Source organism: Phyllobacterium endophyticum (assembly GCF_003010935.1).
GTDB classification, from domain to species: domain Bacteria; phylum Pseudomonadota; class Alphaproteobacteria; order Rhizobiales; family Rhizobiaceae; genus Phyllobacterium; species Phyllobacterium endophyticum.
Map to the genome: position 1 here is coordinate 1,548,628 of NZ_PGGN01000001.1, position 16,430 is coordinate 1,565,057.

At 54.2% G+C, this 16,430-nt stretch carries 9 protein-coding genes; all 9 read left to right on the forward strand.

Annotated features, from left to right (window positions below; translation table 11 throughout):
* The first annotated feature begins 69 nt into the window (after nt 1-69).
* The 9 genes from CU100_RS07215 to CU100_RS07255 all read left to right on the forward strand — a co-directional run bounded on the left by CU100_RS07215 (nt 70) and on the right by CU100_RS07255 (nt 16,424).
* Nucleotides 70-5,457, forward strand: a complete 5,388-nt coding sequence (locus CU100_RS07215) for a M10 family metallopeptidase C-terminal domain-containing protein (RefSeq protein WP_106715778.1) — start codon at nt 70-72, stop codon at nt 5,455-5,457.
* Nucleotides 5,458-5,574: 117 nt separating this feature from the next.
* Nucleotides 5,575-6,978 (forward strand): hypothetical protein, encoded by a 1,404-nt coding sequence (locus CU100_RS07220; RefSeq protein ID WP_146141808.1) that lies wholly within the window; start codon nt 5,575-5,577, stop codon nt 6,976-6,978.
* Complete coding sequence (locus CU100_RS07225; RefSeq protein WP_106715780.1) at nt 6,975-7,931, forward strand: calcium-binding protein; 957 nt, start codon at nt 6,975-6,977, stop codon at nt 7,929-7,931. Before CU100_RS07220 ends, CU100_RS07225 begins: the two co-directional genes overlap by 4 nt.
* A gap of 371 nt (nt 7,932-8,302) precedes the next feature.
* Entirely contained in the window at nt 8,303-8,776 is a 474-nt protein-coding gene (locus tag CU100_RS07230) for a Csu type fimbrial protein (protein ID WP_106716058.1), read from the forward strand.
* Between the two features lie 22 nt (nt 8,777-8,798).
* Nucleotides 8,799-9,518, forward strand: coding sequence for a fimbrial biogenesis chaperone (locus CU100_RS07235; protein WP_106715781.1), 720 nt, complete (start codon nt 8,799-8,801; stop codon nt 9,516-9,518).
* 64 nt (nt 9,519-9,582) lie between these two features.
* A complete protein-coding gene (locus CU100_RS07240) occupies nt 9,583-11,889 on the forward strand; it encodes a fimbria/pilus outer membrane usher protein (protein ID WP_245418938.1) in 2,307 nt (768 codons plus the stop codon).
* A gap of 8 nt (nt 11,890-11,897) precedes the next feature.
* Nucleotides 11,898-12,830: a Csu type fimbrial protein gene (locus tag CU100_RS07245; RefSeq protein WP_170113750.1), complete on the forward strand. Its 933-nt coding sequence runs from the start codon at nt 11,898-11,900 to the stop codon at nt 12,828-12,830.
* A gap of 543 nt (nt 12,831-13,373) precedes the next feature.
* Nucleotides 13,374-15,518, forward strand: a complete 2,145-nt coding sequence (locus CU100_RS07250; protein WP_106715784.1) for a TonB-dependent siderophore receptor — start codon at nt 13,374-13,376, stop codon at nt 15,516-15,518.
* Between the two features lie 3 nt (nt 15,519-15,521).
* Nucleotides 15,522-16,424, forward strand: a complete 903-nt coding sequence (locus CU100_RS07255) for a TonB family protein (protein WP_106715785.1) — start codon at nt 15,522-15,524, stop codon at nt 16,422-16,424.
* Nucleotides 16,425-16,430 lie beyond the last annotated feature (6 nt).

Sequence of the window (16,430 nt, forward strand, 5' to 3'; positions counted from 1 at the left end):
CTCTCAAATGGGATTTCGTGAAAATCTGCGGGATGATTGCAACATTAGTATCATCCCGGGAGGCCCGAAATGCCGACAATGATTGAAACCAACGATGCCGCTGCCGGCGTGGATACGAGTTACGAAGTGCCTGCCAACGCGCTAACAACCGGGGGCGAGTTTGTTCATGGAAAATTCGAAAATGCGGGAGACCATGACTGGTACAAGGTCACGCTTGAAAGGGGAAAGATTTATACTTTCACTGTGGTTGGCATTGGCGATAAAAAATCGGATCTGGCGACACAAACGGTCGTTAAGCTGCGGGATTCCGAGGGAAATCTTATCCCCGAAACAGACGCCGCTTGGCACCAAAATAATATCATGGTTGACGGAAAGCCTCAGCAAACGATCAATCAAATGGTACCGGGCGGCGATCCGGGCATTACTTCAATCACATATACAGCACCGAGAAGCGGGGTGTTCTATCTCGATAGCAGTGGTCTGAAAGGCCAGTATGGACTTTCGGCAATTGCGAATAGCAATACCACCGATAATAATGCAGCCATGGACATGGACATGGCACTCGGCGCCATAAAGAGAGGTGTCCCTTGGGATAACAGGCCTGAGCACGTCACTTGGGGCATCCGTAAAACGAACAAAACTTCGGGCGGGCCCGCTCTCGCTGTTCCCACCGCGACCTACTACGATTCGGTACGTCAGATGCTGGCGTCAATCGCAGACGTCGCAAACATAACGTTTACAGAACTCACCCCTGGAAAACAAACGGACGATGCCGACTTTAAAATCCAGATACTGGATGATCAGGGCGGCGGCGGCACAGGCACCATCGGTCGCGGACACGGGTTAATTACCGTGCACGGTTATACCGATGACAATATCCGCAACGGTCAAAAGGCGTTCGGCACATTATTTCATGAAGTTGGCCACACGGTTGGCTTTGCTCACATGCGGGGCAGTCTTGTGGATCCAACCGACTATAGCACACGCAACGATCTTCCTGTTTCCGTAACTAATTTTAACACTTATGCAATGCAATACAATGGCAGGGATGCCCGCGCCAACACGCCATTGCTTTATGATGTCATTGCGCTTCAACACATTTACGGAGCAAACACCAAGACAAGACTTGGCGATACGACCTATGGCTTTCACACCAATACCGGCCTTGATATTTATGATTTTGCCAAAAATCCGGCTCCCATAATGTCCCTTTGGGATGCCGGAGGCATCGACACACTCGACGTTTCCGGCTTTTCGACCAAGCAGGCAATCGATCTGCGCGAGGGCCATTTTTCCAATATCGGGACATTGAAGAACAATGTGACGATTGCCTACGGCGCTGTTATCGAAAATGCCATTGGCGGCAGCGGCGATAATGTGATCACCGGTAACGCTGTGCACAATGTGCTGCGTGGCGGCGCCGGCAATGATTTGATCGACGGGGCCGGGGGCGCTGATTTGATGGTCGGCGGCAATGGCGATGACAGCTATGCCGTCGATAACGCGGGCGACATAGTGGATGAGACGGGCACATCTGGAACGGATGTCATCAATTCATCGGTAACCGTTGATCTGACCGATACGAACCATGTGAAGGGTTCGGTCGAAAACCTTGCCTTGACCGGCAATGGCGATGTGAATGGCAGCGGCAACGGGCGTGGCAATGTCATTACCGGCAATTCCGGCAATAATATCCTTGATGGCCGCGATGGAAACGATGTGCTTGACGGCGGTGCTGGTGCCGACACCATGATTGGCGGCAATGGCGACGATATCTTTATCGTCGATAACATTGGCGACAAGGTCGTTGAAAGCGGCACTGATGGCATCGATCTGGTCGAGGCATCGGTGAGTTTCGATCTCGGTAATCAACAACAGGCGGTCGGCGATGTCGATAAACTGCTGTTGACGGGCAAGGCTGATATCGATGGCTCTGGCAATGAACTTGATAATGTGATCACCGGCAATGCGGGCAATAATATTCTCTTCGGCAGAGGCGGCAACGATATTCTTGATGGCGGCGCAGGTGCCGACACGATGCGTGGCGGTACAGGCAACGATACTTATATCGTCGACAATAGCGGCGATAAGGTCGATGAAGCCGGCGGCAATGGTAACGATCTCGTCAAATCCTCGGTCAGCTACAGCCTTGCCGATACCGGGGGTGATGTCGAAAATCTTGCCCTCACCGGAACTACAAACATCGATGCGACCGGTAATGCGCTGGACAATGTGCTGACCGGCAATTCCGGCAATAATATCCTCGACGGCGGCAAGGGAAAGAATATCCTGCGCGGCGGCGATGGTGATGACACATATATCATCAATAGCGCCGACGACACGATTGACGAGACCGGCACCGACGGCAATGACACGATCGTTTCGTCGACTGATTTCGATCTTGCGACCTCAGCCCAGGTGCACGGGCAGATCGAGAACCTGACCCTGACGGGTAGCGCCAACATCAATGGCACCGGCAATGGGTCCGAGAATGTGCTGACCGGCAATTCCGGCGACAATGTTCTCACCGGTTTGGGCGGTAACGACATCTATGTGATCAATTCGATTGGCGATGTTGTCAATGAGGAGGGCGGCAACGGTATCGATGGCGTCCGCTCGTCGATCAGTTTTGACCTCGGTTCTGCCCAGGCACGCGGGCAGGTCGAGAATCTGACGCTGACCGGCGGTGATGATCTCACCGGCACGGGCAACGAGCTCGGGAATGTGATCATCGGCAATTCCGGCGATAATGTTCTCGATGGTCGGGCTGGCGATGACACGCTTCATGGCGGGTTCGGCGCCGATACGATGCGTGGTGGCATCGGCAATGACATTTATATCGTCGACAATGCAGGCGACGTTGTCGATGAGGCCGATGGCGACGACATCGATGAGGTCCGGTCTTCGATCAGTTTTGACCTGGGTTCTGCCCAGGCACGCGGGAAGGTCGAAAATCTGACGCTGACCGGCAGTGCTGAACTCACGGGCACCGGCAATGAGCTCGGAAATGTGATCATCGGCAATTCCGGCGATAATGTTCTCGACGGTCGGGCTGGCGATGACACGCTTGATGGCGGGCTGGGCGCCGATACCATGCGTGGTGGCAGCGGCAATGACATCTATGTTGTCGATAATGCGCGTGATGTGGTCGATGAGGCCAGTGGCGACGGCATCGATGAGGTCCGGTCTTCGATCGATTTCGACCTTGCTCCGGCAAAAGCGGTGCTCGGGAAGGTCGAAAATCTGACGCTGACCGGCAGTACTGATCTCACCGGCACCGGCAATGAGCTCGGAAATGTGATCACCGGCAATTCGGGCAATAATGTTCTTGAGGGTCAGGCTGGCAATGACACGCTTGATGGCGGGCTCGGGGCCGATACCATGCGCGGCGGAAGCGGCAATGACATCTATGTCGTCGATAATGCGCGTGATGTGGTCGATGAGGCCAATGGCGACGGTATTGACGAGGTCCGGTCTTCAATCGATTTCGATCTCGGTTCGAAGAAAACGGTGCGCGGGGAGGTCGAGAATCTGACGCTGCTAGGTAGTGCCGATCTTAAGGGCACCGGCAATGAGCTTGGAAATATGATCTCCGGTAATTCCGGTAATAATACGCTCATCGGCAACGACGGCAATGACACGATCTATGGCGGCGATGGCAATGACATTCTCAATGGCGGCAATGGCGACGACATACTGGATGGCGGCAAGGGCGCTGACAAAATGTATGGCGGTGCCGGGAGAGACACCTTTATCGTCGACAATGAAGGTGACTCTGTTGATGCAGGGCCCGGTTATAATCAGGATATCGTCGAATCCTCCGTCGATTTCAGCTTCGCCAATGCGAAGCAGGCCAGCGATGCATATCTCCATATTCTGACGCTGACCGGTTCTGCCAATATCAACGCTACGGGTTATCACCAGAAGGATATTTTGAAGGGCAATTCTGGCAATAACATTCTGGACGGTGGACAAAGCGCCGATACCATGACCGGCGGCGATGGCGATGACACCTATATTGTCGATGATTCCCGTGACAGTGTCATCGAAAGCGGGACAAATGGCCATGATCTGGTGCTTTCTTCGGTCAGTTTCAATATGAATAAGCAGGCGGAGGGCGATGTCGAGGATCTTACCTTGACCGGGTCAGACGCGATCAATGGAACGGGCAACAGATTAGCCAATGTGATCACCGGCAATTCCGGCAATAATCAGCTTGATGGCGGGCTCGGGGCGGATATCATGCGCGGCGGCATCGGCAATGACATTTATTTTGTCGATGACGCGGGCGACGTGGTTGACGATACCAATGGCAATGGTATCGACGAGGTCCGGTCGTCAATTGATTTCGATCTCGGTTCGAAGAAAACGGTGCTGGGGCAGGTCGAGAATCTGACGCTGACCAGCAGTGCCGATCTTATGGGCACCGGCAATGAGTTCGGCAATGTGATCACCGGTAATTCGGGTAATAACAGGCTTTTTGGCGGCGATGGCGAGGACACGCTCTATGGCGGCAATGGCAATGACACGATCTATGGCGGCGATGGCGATGACATTCTCAATGGCGGCAATGGCGACGATATACTGGATGGCGGCAAGGGCGCTGACAAAATGTATGGCGGCAGCGGCTCCGACACATTTATCGTCGATAATGAAGATGATTACGTTGATGCAGGGCCAGCTGATTCTAAAGATGGTCACTACATCAACAAGGATATCGTCGAATCATCGGTTGATTTCAGCCTCGCCAAAGAACATCAGGTCAGAATTGCCGCGTATCTCTATCATGTGACGCTGACCGGTTCTGCCAATATCAACGCTACGGGTTATAAACAGCCGGATATTCTGAGGGGCAATTCCGGCAATAACGTTCTGGACGGCGGGGCGAATGCCGACACCATGACCGGCGGCGACGGCGATGACACCTATATTGTCGATGATTCCCAGGACAGCGTCATCGAAAGCGGGACAAATGGCCATGATCTGGTGCTCAGTTCGGTAAGTTACAATATGAATTCGCAGACGGAGGGCGATGTCGAGGCTCTTACCTTGACGGGTTCGGCCGCGATCAATGGAACAGGCAACACGTTTGACAATGTGATCACCGGCAATTCCGGCAATAATCGGCTGACGGGCGGGGCAGGGCAAGACACTTTCGTCTTTAATAGTCTGCTCGCACCCAATAATATCGATACCATTACCGATTTTTCCACCAGCGAGGATATGATCCAGCTTGATCCGGCGATCTTTGCCGCGCTTGCGCCAGGCGGACCCTTATCCGCCGAGGCCTTCCATACCGGCAGTGCCGCAGACTCCCCATCCAACCGGATTATCTATGATCAGAAGAATGGTGCTCTTTTCTATGATCATGATGGTGTTGGAGGAGATGCAGCGGTGCGGTTCGCCACTCTTAGCAGGGGCCTCCAACTGTCGGCCAGCAACTTCCACATCGGCTGACACTGCCATTCATCCTTAGAAACCCTTTACGCGCGAACCGCCGAGGGCGGGGTGTTTTCGCGCGGGCCTATGGACCGCAAAAGCGGGGCGCTCTCCAAATCTCCAGAAGAGGACTTGATGATGAGTTATTTCAATGATGAGCAATCTTATCAGACGAGAAAGACTGCATGGGGCTTGATGAATCTGGCCGAACTGACATTCATGACGGCGGACGAGGCCAAGCCATATTTCAAGACTTTTTTGCTGCCGGCGGGCATGAAGGCCGATCCGACAAAGGGACAGCTCGAACTATCCGGCGAATTTGCAGGCTGGAAGCAGATTGGCGGCGATGCGCCAGGTTTCAACGCAGGCAACGGCGCAATAACCAGGGATCAAAAACAGCATGTGCTGGACGCGCTTCACATAACGGCAGCCAACCTTTCGGCACTTGGTCTGGACAATAGCTATCTCGGAGACAACGGCCAGCCTATCGCAAGCGACTTGACGCAACCTATAGACAATCGCGGGTTTTTTCGAGGCTTTAACGCCGTTGGCGACACCGCTGGCAGCATTATCCGAAGGATATCGCCAGAGGGCGGCACGCAAGTGCAGGTTCTTGCCAGATATGATCATGACGGTGCCATCACTGATTTGGCAATGATAGCGCTCGGTACCAACCGGGCGGCGGATTTGGCGGAGATTGATGGCGAAGCAAATATGTCCGTTGCGCTCGGCCTGAACTATCTCATGAAAGCCGTGCGTTCTGTTGCGCAACCGTCAATCAGCCCGGATCACATCATTTTCGCCGGCTACAGTCTGGGAGGAGCGATCACCAATAGCATTGAATATCACGTGAAGGATCTCGCTGACGGTTTCTTCAAAGACGCCCATTTCGTCGGGTTCGATGCAAGTTCTATCTCCCCAAATGCAAGCGACAAGAATCTGCTGAATTTCGGTGCCGAGAATGATCCCGTTTATGGTCTATTTTCCCATGAAACGAACCTGCCGCCGTCGGACGATTTCAAGCAAATCTTCGGCAGGATTATTCCGATGCTCAAGAAAGAATTGCCAAAGGTAAGCGACGCCGAACGCGCCAAAATATTCGATGGAGATTCGAAAAAAGAAAATATCGGGAAGTTGGTGGATGAGGGCGGGCTTAGCGCCACATTCAGTGCGCTTGCTCATCTAAGAACTGACACCACGTTCAAAGGAATAGGGTTTGTCGGCACGGCCATCGCATTGCTGATTAAAAGTGTATTTACCGGAGTATTTCCAGGTTTGATGGCAGATGCTTTCAGAGAAATGCTGGATATTTCAAGGTATGGGGAGACCGACAAGACTGTTATTGCGCAATACAACAAAAACCTCGAAAATATTGTCACAAAATACAGAAATATATTTGACAATATAAAACCATATGTAACATCTGGCAATAACAATCTCGTTATTTTGATAATACCTACGATGAAGATCGGAAGATTGTTGGAATTCCTCTCGACAATGAAAGTCTTCTTAGCGTCGGATGGATCACGCATGGTTTGACGGCAGGCAGTGATGCGATTGAGCGTATCCATGGCTCGGCTCTTTATGAGCAGATGGACCCGGACAGCGTGGTTGTACTTTCAATGCTGGACAGCGACACTCGCAAGTCTGACTGGGTGGAGGATAAAAAGACCGCTACTAGTGACCATTTTGGTCAACCAGCTTTTATTCTTGGCTATGAGGACAATGAAACGGACCTGCTGCGAGACGGCTCCAGCGATGATGTTCTTGAAGGCTTTGGCGGTAATGATCAATTTCAGCTGAGTAATGGAACGGATATCGTATTTGGCGATCCCGGATCGGATACCGTTCAGCTGGCCGGTAGGCAGGCAGACTATGACATCATTCGTGGGGCTCCCGACACATTTTATTTTTATGACAGGACCGGCGCAAACGGTTTGAAGGAACTGCACGATATAGAGACAGTCAAATTCTCGGAATCGCGGTCTGGTAATATCGACCTGACGAAGCAGGTGAAGTCTGTCACCACAGGCGCATCACCAGCCTACCAGCTTGGCGCGAATGGCGACGATACGTTGCACGGACACGCAGGCAGCGATGTTCTGATTGGTGCTGGCGGTAACGATACGCTGTGGGGAGGCGATGGCAACGACGCGCTCTACGGCGGACTGGGCAATGACACTCTGTACGGCGACAAGGGAAACGACACCCTGTCCGGCGGCTTTGGTAATGATACATTTGTTCTCAACACAGCCGATTGGGGTAATGACGTCATAACCGACTTCAATATTCATGCCGGGGACAAGGATGTCCTTACCTTCGCCAAGGGGATGTTCAGCTCATTGGATGATCTTCTCCACCACACTAAGTCCGGCATCGACCCGAGCACCACCATCATCACCGATGGAAACTCGACATTGACCTTGCTCGATAAAAGTTACGCTGCGTTCACGGTGGACGTAAAACAAAATGGTGATGTCCGGCTCGCTTAGGGTTGAGATCGCGCCGCCGCCCGGACATCCGGAAATGGCGAGACGTGCCTCAGTTGAGTCACGTTGCCAGCCCTGTGAGGCCGCCTGAAGAAGCCAGCTTGCGCACTGATTATTTCATAGTGGCCGGCCCGCGACAGGATTCGTGCTGGATTCCGCTGGTTCGGCTTATGGAAATTGCCCCCTATTGTATGCCTTTGCCAAACAGTGAATTGCCATTGTCGGCCTTCTTGCAAAAGGCATTTCATGGGATCGTTGTTTCGATGAATGGAGGCCTTTGCCAGGCGCCGAGCTGGTCCTCCCGGCATCAATTCACGTTTTTTAAAAGTTCAAAATGGAGTTGACCTGTGAACACAACAAGTTCTTTCCGATGCATCGCAGCCATTCTTGCTTCATGTTTGTGGTCGCAGTCGCCAGCGGCAGCGGCTGTAGCTGAAAAATTAGGTGTCAGAATAACCATAACCAGCGAATGCAAACTGGCAGCCGCTAGCGAGCTCTATTTTGGTTCGCATGGGGTTCTTGACACGAATGTTGAAAAGACCGGCCAGATCAATGTGCAGTGTACAACGGGTACGCCTTACAATGTGGGCCTGGATGCGGGAATCGGGGCTGGTGCGACGGTTGCCGCCCGCAAGATGACCGGCACGAAGACCGGCACGATTGATTATAATCTCTACCGGGACGCCAACCACAACGACGTGTGGGGAACAACCATCGGTAAGGATACTTTATCGGCAACGGGAGACGGCGCGACCCAGTCCATCAATGTCTACGGACTTGTTTTACCACAGGTAACGCCCGCGCCGGGTGACTATACCGACACAGTAGCAATCACCGTTAACTACTGAGCAATTCAAAAGGGAAAAAGAAATGCGATCCATGCTGTATGGCATCGGCGCCATGAGCCTACTCGTGCCCTATACTGCAAGTGCATACGCTGCCTCGTTACGCGTCTCTCCGACCAGTCTTGAGTTGGTTGCGCCGGAAACTGCCGGCGTCATCACCCTGACAAATGAAGCCCAGCGCCCCTTGAATGTGCAGATTCGGGTATTCCGCTGGACACAGAGCGATGGGGAGGATCACCTTGAGCCAACCGGGGACGTCGTCGTCAGTCCTCCTTTTACCAGCCTTCCGGCCAACAAGGACTACGCGGCACGCGTCCTGCGTCTGACACGACAGCCGGTTGCAAAAGAGGAAGCCTATCGCGTCGTTGTTGATGAATTGCCGGATCCCTCGCGCAAGCGAGCCGGCACGGTCAGTCTTGTCGTTCGCTATTCAATTCCAGTTTTCTTCAAGAGCGAAGACGCGTCGCCCCCCAAGGTGGCTTGGGGTGTCGTCAAATCCAAAGGCGGGCTTGTGCTGACCGCACACAATACCGGCGACACCAGGCTAAGGCTCGCGGATGTACGGTTGTTGCAGGGAAGCCACTTCGTTGCTGGCCATAAGGGCCTGGTCGGCTACGTACTCGGCGGAGCTAGCACACATTGGCCGATTCAGGCTGAGAAATCTATCAATCCGGGCCCGGTCACACTCAAGGTTCAAAGCGAGTCGGGTCCATTCGATGCCAACATTGCGATCAGTGGCCGTTAAATTCGCAGCGAGTCTGTGCATCAGCTCTTGTTCGCTGATCGCTGGACGGGCACTGGGGCAAGATATGAGCGGTAAAGTCATGCCGCAGAATATCAAGGCGCAGGATCTTTATCTGGAAGTCTTCATAAACAATGTGTCGACGGGAATGATCGGTGCTTTCAAACAAATGCCGGATGGCGGATTGTCAGTCAGACCAGAGGAACTGCGCGAAGTAGGCATGGCGCCCGATCCGGGAGCATTGGGAACCGACGGTTCGATCAGGGTGAACCGTTTACCGAACGTGCAATACCGGGTCGATAATGAGACGCAGCGTCTTTATATCTCGACAATTGACAAGGCGCGCGCAGCAAAAATCATCGATATCGGTCCGAAACCCCGCGCGGACCTCCAAAAACCCCAGTCGAGCTACGGAGTTGTGCTGAATTACTCCCTCTTCGCCAGCACTCCCAATCTCGTGGAAAGGAACATCAAAGTATTCCAAGGCATTTCCGGCGACTTCGACGCGCGTTTCTTCAGTCCTTTTGGCACCCTCAATCAATCATTCGCCGCGAATACATCGGAGGACGACATCGAGGGAGTACGCAGATTGAACACGACCTGGGGCTATTCCGATCCCGAGCGTCTCATGACCTACCGGGCGGGTGATTTCGTCACGGGCGGCCTGCCCTGGACACGCCCGATTTTCCTGGGTGGAATGCAAATCCAGCGAAACTTCTCGCTACGATCCGACCTGGTGACATTACCCATACCCATTCTTGCCGGGACAGCGGCCGTGCCCTCGACCCTCGAGGTCTACACGCAGAACGTCAAATCCTATAGCGGGACCGTTCCCTCGGGCCCGTTCGAAGTGACGAATTTCCCTGTATTTTCCGGGCAGGGTAAGGCAGAAATTGTGCTGAAAGACGCGCTCGGACGCGAGACCCGGACGGAACTGCCCTTCTATTCGTCCAGCCGCCTGATCAGGCAGGGCTTGCTCGATTTTTCAACCGAGATCGGATTTCCGCGCCGCAACTATGCCTCCCAAGCCAATGACTACGATGGCGGTTTTATGGGCGAGGTTACGGCGCGGTACGGTATCACCAACTGGCTGACGCTCGAAGGTCATTTCGAAGGCGGAGCCGATCTCCTCAATGGAGGAATCGGCACGGTATTTCCTTCAAGCGCCTATGGCGTTGCTTCCGTCGCGGCTTCGGGGAGCAGTCATGATGGCAGCAGGGGCGCACTCCTTGACGGATCGGTGGAACTTGCCCAAGGCAGCTATACGCTAGTCGCCCGGCTGCAGCATGCGTTTGGCGATTATGACGATATCGCATCTGTCTCCGCCGAAGTGCCCACGTTCGGCGCTGCCTCCCTCGGTGCTCGCGTGCCGCGAACGCTGGCACAAATGAGCGTTTTCATGCCCGGACCGTTCGATCGCAGCAATTTGAGCTTCTCCTATGCGCAACAAAGCCTCGATAGCGGCGGCAACAGCAAAATTGTCGGTGTCTCCTACGGACAGTCATTCTTCCAAAGCAGTTCCCTTTACGCAACTGCTTTCGCCGATCTGGAAGGCCGGGACAGTTTCGGCGTTTTCGCCGGTGTGACCATACCGCTGGATCACGATATCAATATATCGACCGGTTATGAGCAGACGTCAGATGGCCCCACAGGCTTCGTGGACATCGCAAAATCGGAACAGCAGGAAGTTGGCAGCTATGGCTGGCACTTGCGGACGAGCGAAGGGAGCAAGCCCGACCGGTCCGCGGCGGTGAGCTATCGCGGCCGCTATGCCCGGGTTGAAGGAAGTGTCCAGCAAGTCGATGGCGGCGTCCATGCCAACGGACAGGTGGACGGTGCGATTGCGGTTGCTGCAGGAGGGGTTTTCGCAACGAACCGCATTGATGACGCCTTTGCTGTCGTCGATGTAGGGGAACCCGGTGTGGATGTGCTTTATGAGAACAGGCCGGCGGGCCGCACTAACGGCAGTGGACGGCTGCTGGTGCCAAATCTTCGATCCTACGAGCCTAATACTGTGGCTATCGACCCGCGCAGCCTGCCAATCGATGCCAGCATCGATTCGACCCGGGACATCGTCGTGCCTGCCGGCCACAGTGGCGTCGTCGTTGATTTCAATGTCGCCAATACGCCGGGAGCCTTGGTCAGCTTAGTTGATTCCGGCGGCAAAGCACTGGAAACGGGCCTTCGCGGACATGTGGAGGGTTCAGCCAAAGAGTTCGTGGTTGGGTATGGGGGCGACGCCTATATCCAGGTCCTTGCTGCACAAAACAGCGTTGTGGTTGACCTTCTCGACGGAAAAAGCTGCCGGGCACAATTTGCCTATAAGCCGCAGCCTGGGACGCAGGTCAAGATTGGAAAGGCAGTCTGCTCATGAGAACTTGCGTGATCGGCTTTCTGTTCTTTCTCGGCGTGAATATGATGCCCACCACAGCCCTAGCGCAATCATGTACGTTCAACACGACCAGCATGGTATTTTCGGGAAATACACTCTCCGGCGCTCCCATCAACAGCACCGCCACCTTGGCCGTAAACTGTTCTGCAATTGCCGGCGCTTTCCGGCGCATTCTGGTCTGCCCAAATCTGAATGCTGGAAGCAGCGGCAGCACGGCTTTGGGCCGAACGATGACAGGCCCGATACCGATCGTTTACAATCTTTATCAGGAGCCTGCGCGGCAAGTGGTCTGGGGCTCCTGGTCCTGGGCTTCCGCGCCGCCGGAATTCATGGTTGACATTCCTGCCTTGCTCGGCAGGGGATCGGCGACCGTGACAATTTATGGCCAGGTTCTGGCCAACCAGAAGACGGCTCCGCCAGGCAGCTATTCTTCGCAGTTTTCCGGCGCGCAGACGCAGTTTCGTTATCGTTGGGATGACGGAGCAGGTTGCTCAAGCTCTGTAGGCACTCAGGCAACAACGGATTTTACCGTCAGCTTTCAGAACACAAAGCAGTGTTTCGTCTCAGCATACGACATCGACTTTGGCAAACATGGCATTTTGGATTCGACTATCGACGAGGACGGACAGGTAACCGTCAATTGCTCGCCATCGACGCCCTATGTCGTGGCGCTTGGTTCTGGCGGCGCGAATGCGGGGCCGACGGCGCGGCGCATGACCAAGGGAAGTGAGTTTGTCACCTATGGGCTCTATAGAAACGCGGCAAGAAGCTTGCCGTGGGGAGCGACGGATGGTGCGGATACCGTTAGTGGCACGGGTGCTGGCACCGCACAGAACCTTCCGATATATGCGCGCATTCTACCGCAAACGACGCCAACGCCGGGTGTATACAGCGATACGGTCATAGTGACGGTTACGTATTGATTGATATGAGGTCGGCGGGGCCTCGACGCAATCTGACATGCATCAAGTGTGTTGGACGACTTGCGCGAGCAGCGCCGAGAGGCTGATTTTGTTTCTGACATGTCTGTCGGATCATGGCGACGGCCGTTCATAGTCTGATAACATTTCAAAAACACTTATTTCTTCGTTGCGGCCGCAATACTCAATACCTAAGTCGCAACGGCGATCGAATCCGAAACGCCAAAGGTAAAAATTTTCTAACCGCCTGAAAACTCTAGAACACGATATCTTTTTACAGCGCTCCCGGAAAGCTACCTTTCTGTTACCGAGAAAATATCGGTCAAAAGAAACAGATCATGATCGAGACGGTGACAAGCACACCGCTTCGACTTATTCGATATGTTGTATATGAAAGGTTTTTTACGAATATTACGGAATAAGCTTTTTTCTCATATTGTATTTCATATTATATAAGCAAGTTTCTAATTTTGGCGCTTCGAGTGCCGCTAACAATTTAACGCACTCCAGATCTTACAGATCAAAAGAGTGCGCCGAGGAGTAATAATGCCTATTAATACTGCAGCGGTACATACAGACATATTCAAAAAGTTCAGAACATTCAGAAAATCAGCCGTTATTTCCGTCTCGGCTCTCGCGCTCGCCCTTGCTGGTGGCGCGGCCAACTCGCAGGAGGTGGCAAAGCCCGCCAAGACAACGGCATCGCCCACAAAAAACAAGGTGCGAAAGGCCAGCACGACAAGCGCCGATGAATTGCCGACGATCACCGTTACCGACAAGGCTGGCGGTGGTGATGTAAACGCCGGTCAAAATGACAAGGGGTTTGTAGCCGAGGGCACAAGCTCGGCGACCTTCACGAATACGCCGCTCAGCGAAATCCCAAAATCGGTGCAAATTGTCACGAAGGATTTGATCAAAAGCCAGCAAGCGCGGTCGGTCGTCGAGGCAGTGCGGAATGTCAGCGGTGTTTTCGTTGATTCGAATCAAAGCATCCAGATCAGAAACTTTACTGCTTCGGTTCTGACGAATGGTGATGCGCCACTGAGCCTCACGGGGACAATGGCGGGAACGATTCGACCGATGGCTGGTGTTGCTCGAGTTGAAGTCCTGAAGGGTGCCGACGCGCTGATTGGCGGGCCAATGGCCCCGAGCGGCATTGTCAACGTCATTCTCAAACGGCCGCAGAAGGAGCCCTTGCGGGAATTTACCATTGAAGGCGGATCGTTCGGTCATCTGAAATCAAGTATCGACATGACCGGGCCAGTCACCGATGACAAAAACCTGACTTACCGCATGGTCCTTTCCGGGGAGCGGGACAGGGAAAATTTCGGCGGCTATGATGGCACGGCCGGGGGTTATATTGCACCGTCGCTCGACTGGAGCAATGGCGGCACGGACGTGTTGGTTGGCGGAGAACTATACAAAATGCGTGCACCGATAAGCCCTACGGCCTTTCTGGGTCCGGACGGCGTGGTGGCCCCGACCGGCTTTGTCGGAAACAGGCAGGAGGGTAGCGACATTCAAGGCGGGCATGTCTATGCCGATGTCGAGCATCATTTTGACAATGGTCTGATTTTCAGTGCCAAGGCTGATTATCAGCAAATGAACCTCGATATAGCTACCTATCGTTTCGTTGCTCTACCTCTGTACTTCCCCTTTCGATCGCAGATTGAATCCAGTCAATGGAGTATCGATAGCAAGTTAACCGGCGAACTGGATACCGGGCCCCTCGGACATACGATTACGATGGGGGGGCGATATGCAAAAAGCAATGAAGACATACGAAGTGCAAGAGCAGCCCCTCTGTTCTATACCGACCCGCAATTGCCCCCGGTCCCGAGTAGCCTGCCCATTCGAACAGAGCAATCGACCGAAAAAGAGGCGACCAGGTTTTTTATTCAGGACCAGATAAAATGGGGTAAGATCACGCTTTTGGCGAGCATAGCGCACAACGGCGTCACGATAAATGAGGATCCATCGAAAGCATGGACACCCAATCTCGGTGTTTCAGTACAAGTCACCGACGATGTTGCTGTCTATTCGAGCTGGCAGCATAGTTTTCGACCGCAGGATCTTAACCCTCTCTACCATTTTGACGGAGCGCTGCCGCCCGAGACAGGGGAGACGATCGAGGCAGGGGTAAAGGTCAATCTTCTTGATGACAGGCTCTTTTTGACCGGCGCAGTCTTCAGGACCGAGAGCGAAGGCGGTTGGACAACCGATAGTGAAGGTGAGGATCCTACCAAGGTTATCCTTACGAATAAGACAGTTGTGTCGCAAGGTGTAGAACTCGACGTATCCGGCGAGTTTGCTGCCGGATGGAATGTTTCAGCAAATTACAGCTTTTCCAAAATCAATAGGGGTGGGGAAGGCGATTCTTCTCTGAAAGAATACGACGTGCATCTTGGCAGCGCGTGGGTGAGCTACGACATCCAGGATGGAAGATGGCAGGGCCTCGGTGCTGCCCTCGGGGTAACGGCGCGTAGTGAAGTACCCAATCACTTAAAATATGTCGTTCCTGCCCAAGCTGGCGTTGACGCAAATATCCACTGGAAAAGCGACAAGGCGTCACTGACCCTCGGCGTAAAAAACCTTTTGAACAGCCGCCTTTATAGTACCGACGTGGCTAGTAATTTCGTCAACCTTGAGCCCGCACGCACTATCCTTCTGACTGGAACGGTCCAGTTTTAGGAGATGCCAGGTCTCGCCGCCGCCATAGAAAAGCCGGTGCCCATGCCGGCCATCGCGCCGATGCCGAAACTGTCGAGCGGCAGTGCCGGGCCGGTTGCCGCAATGGTTGTTGCAACGCTTTTGCACGTGGCTGGAGTTGCCGGCGTGGTGCAGAATGCGTCCCGGATCGACACGGCGGCAATCGCCGGGGGCATGCTTGTCAGCGGCGAGTCAATCGAAGCTATGCTGGTTGCGCCGCCTGCTGCTCCGCCCGAACCGGAACCCTTGCCTGAGCCAGTTGCGGAACCGGCTCCACCCGAACCGGTTGTCGAAGCACCTCCGGCCGAGACGCCGCCGCCCGAGCCGGTTGCCGAAGCGCCTCCGGTCGAGATGCCGCCGCCCGAGCCGGTTGCCGAGACGCCGCCTTTGCCTGAAATTGCCGTCGAGGAGCCGGTTCCGGATCCACCGGTTGTTCCGGTTCTGGCCCTGCCCGAGCCGGCACCCGAACCGGTGAAGCAGGTCAGGCTGGAGAAGCCGCAAGCCGAAAAGATTGCGGTTCAAAAACCCAAGGTGAAGAAACCGCTGCCAAAGCGACCGGTGAGGCCGCAACGACAGGCGGCGGCCGCGGCCGCTGCAAACATCGCTCCGGCACAGAATGAGGGCGCGAATGTCGAACAGAGCCGCCGCATCGCCGCCTGGAGCATGCCGATCAGGGCAAATTACCCGCCCAAGGCCAGACGTCTCGGGCTTGAAGGCAGCCTGAAATTACGGCTTACGACCGGCGCGTCTGGACGCATCGTGAGTGCGGTCGTTGTGGTCAGCAGCGGTTATGATTTTTTTGACGCCGCGGCGGTCAGGGCGGCTCTACAGGGTTCCGGACCCCCGAACGTGACAAAGACGCAGCCTGTTGTTTTCAATCTCGAATAATTGAAA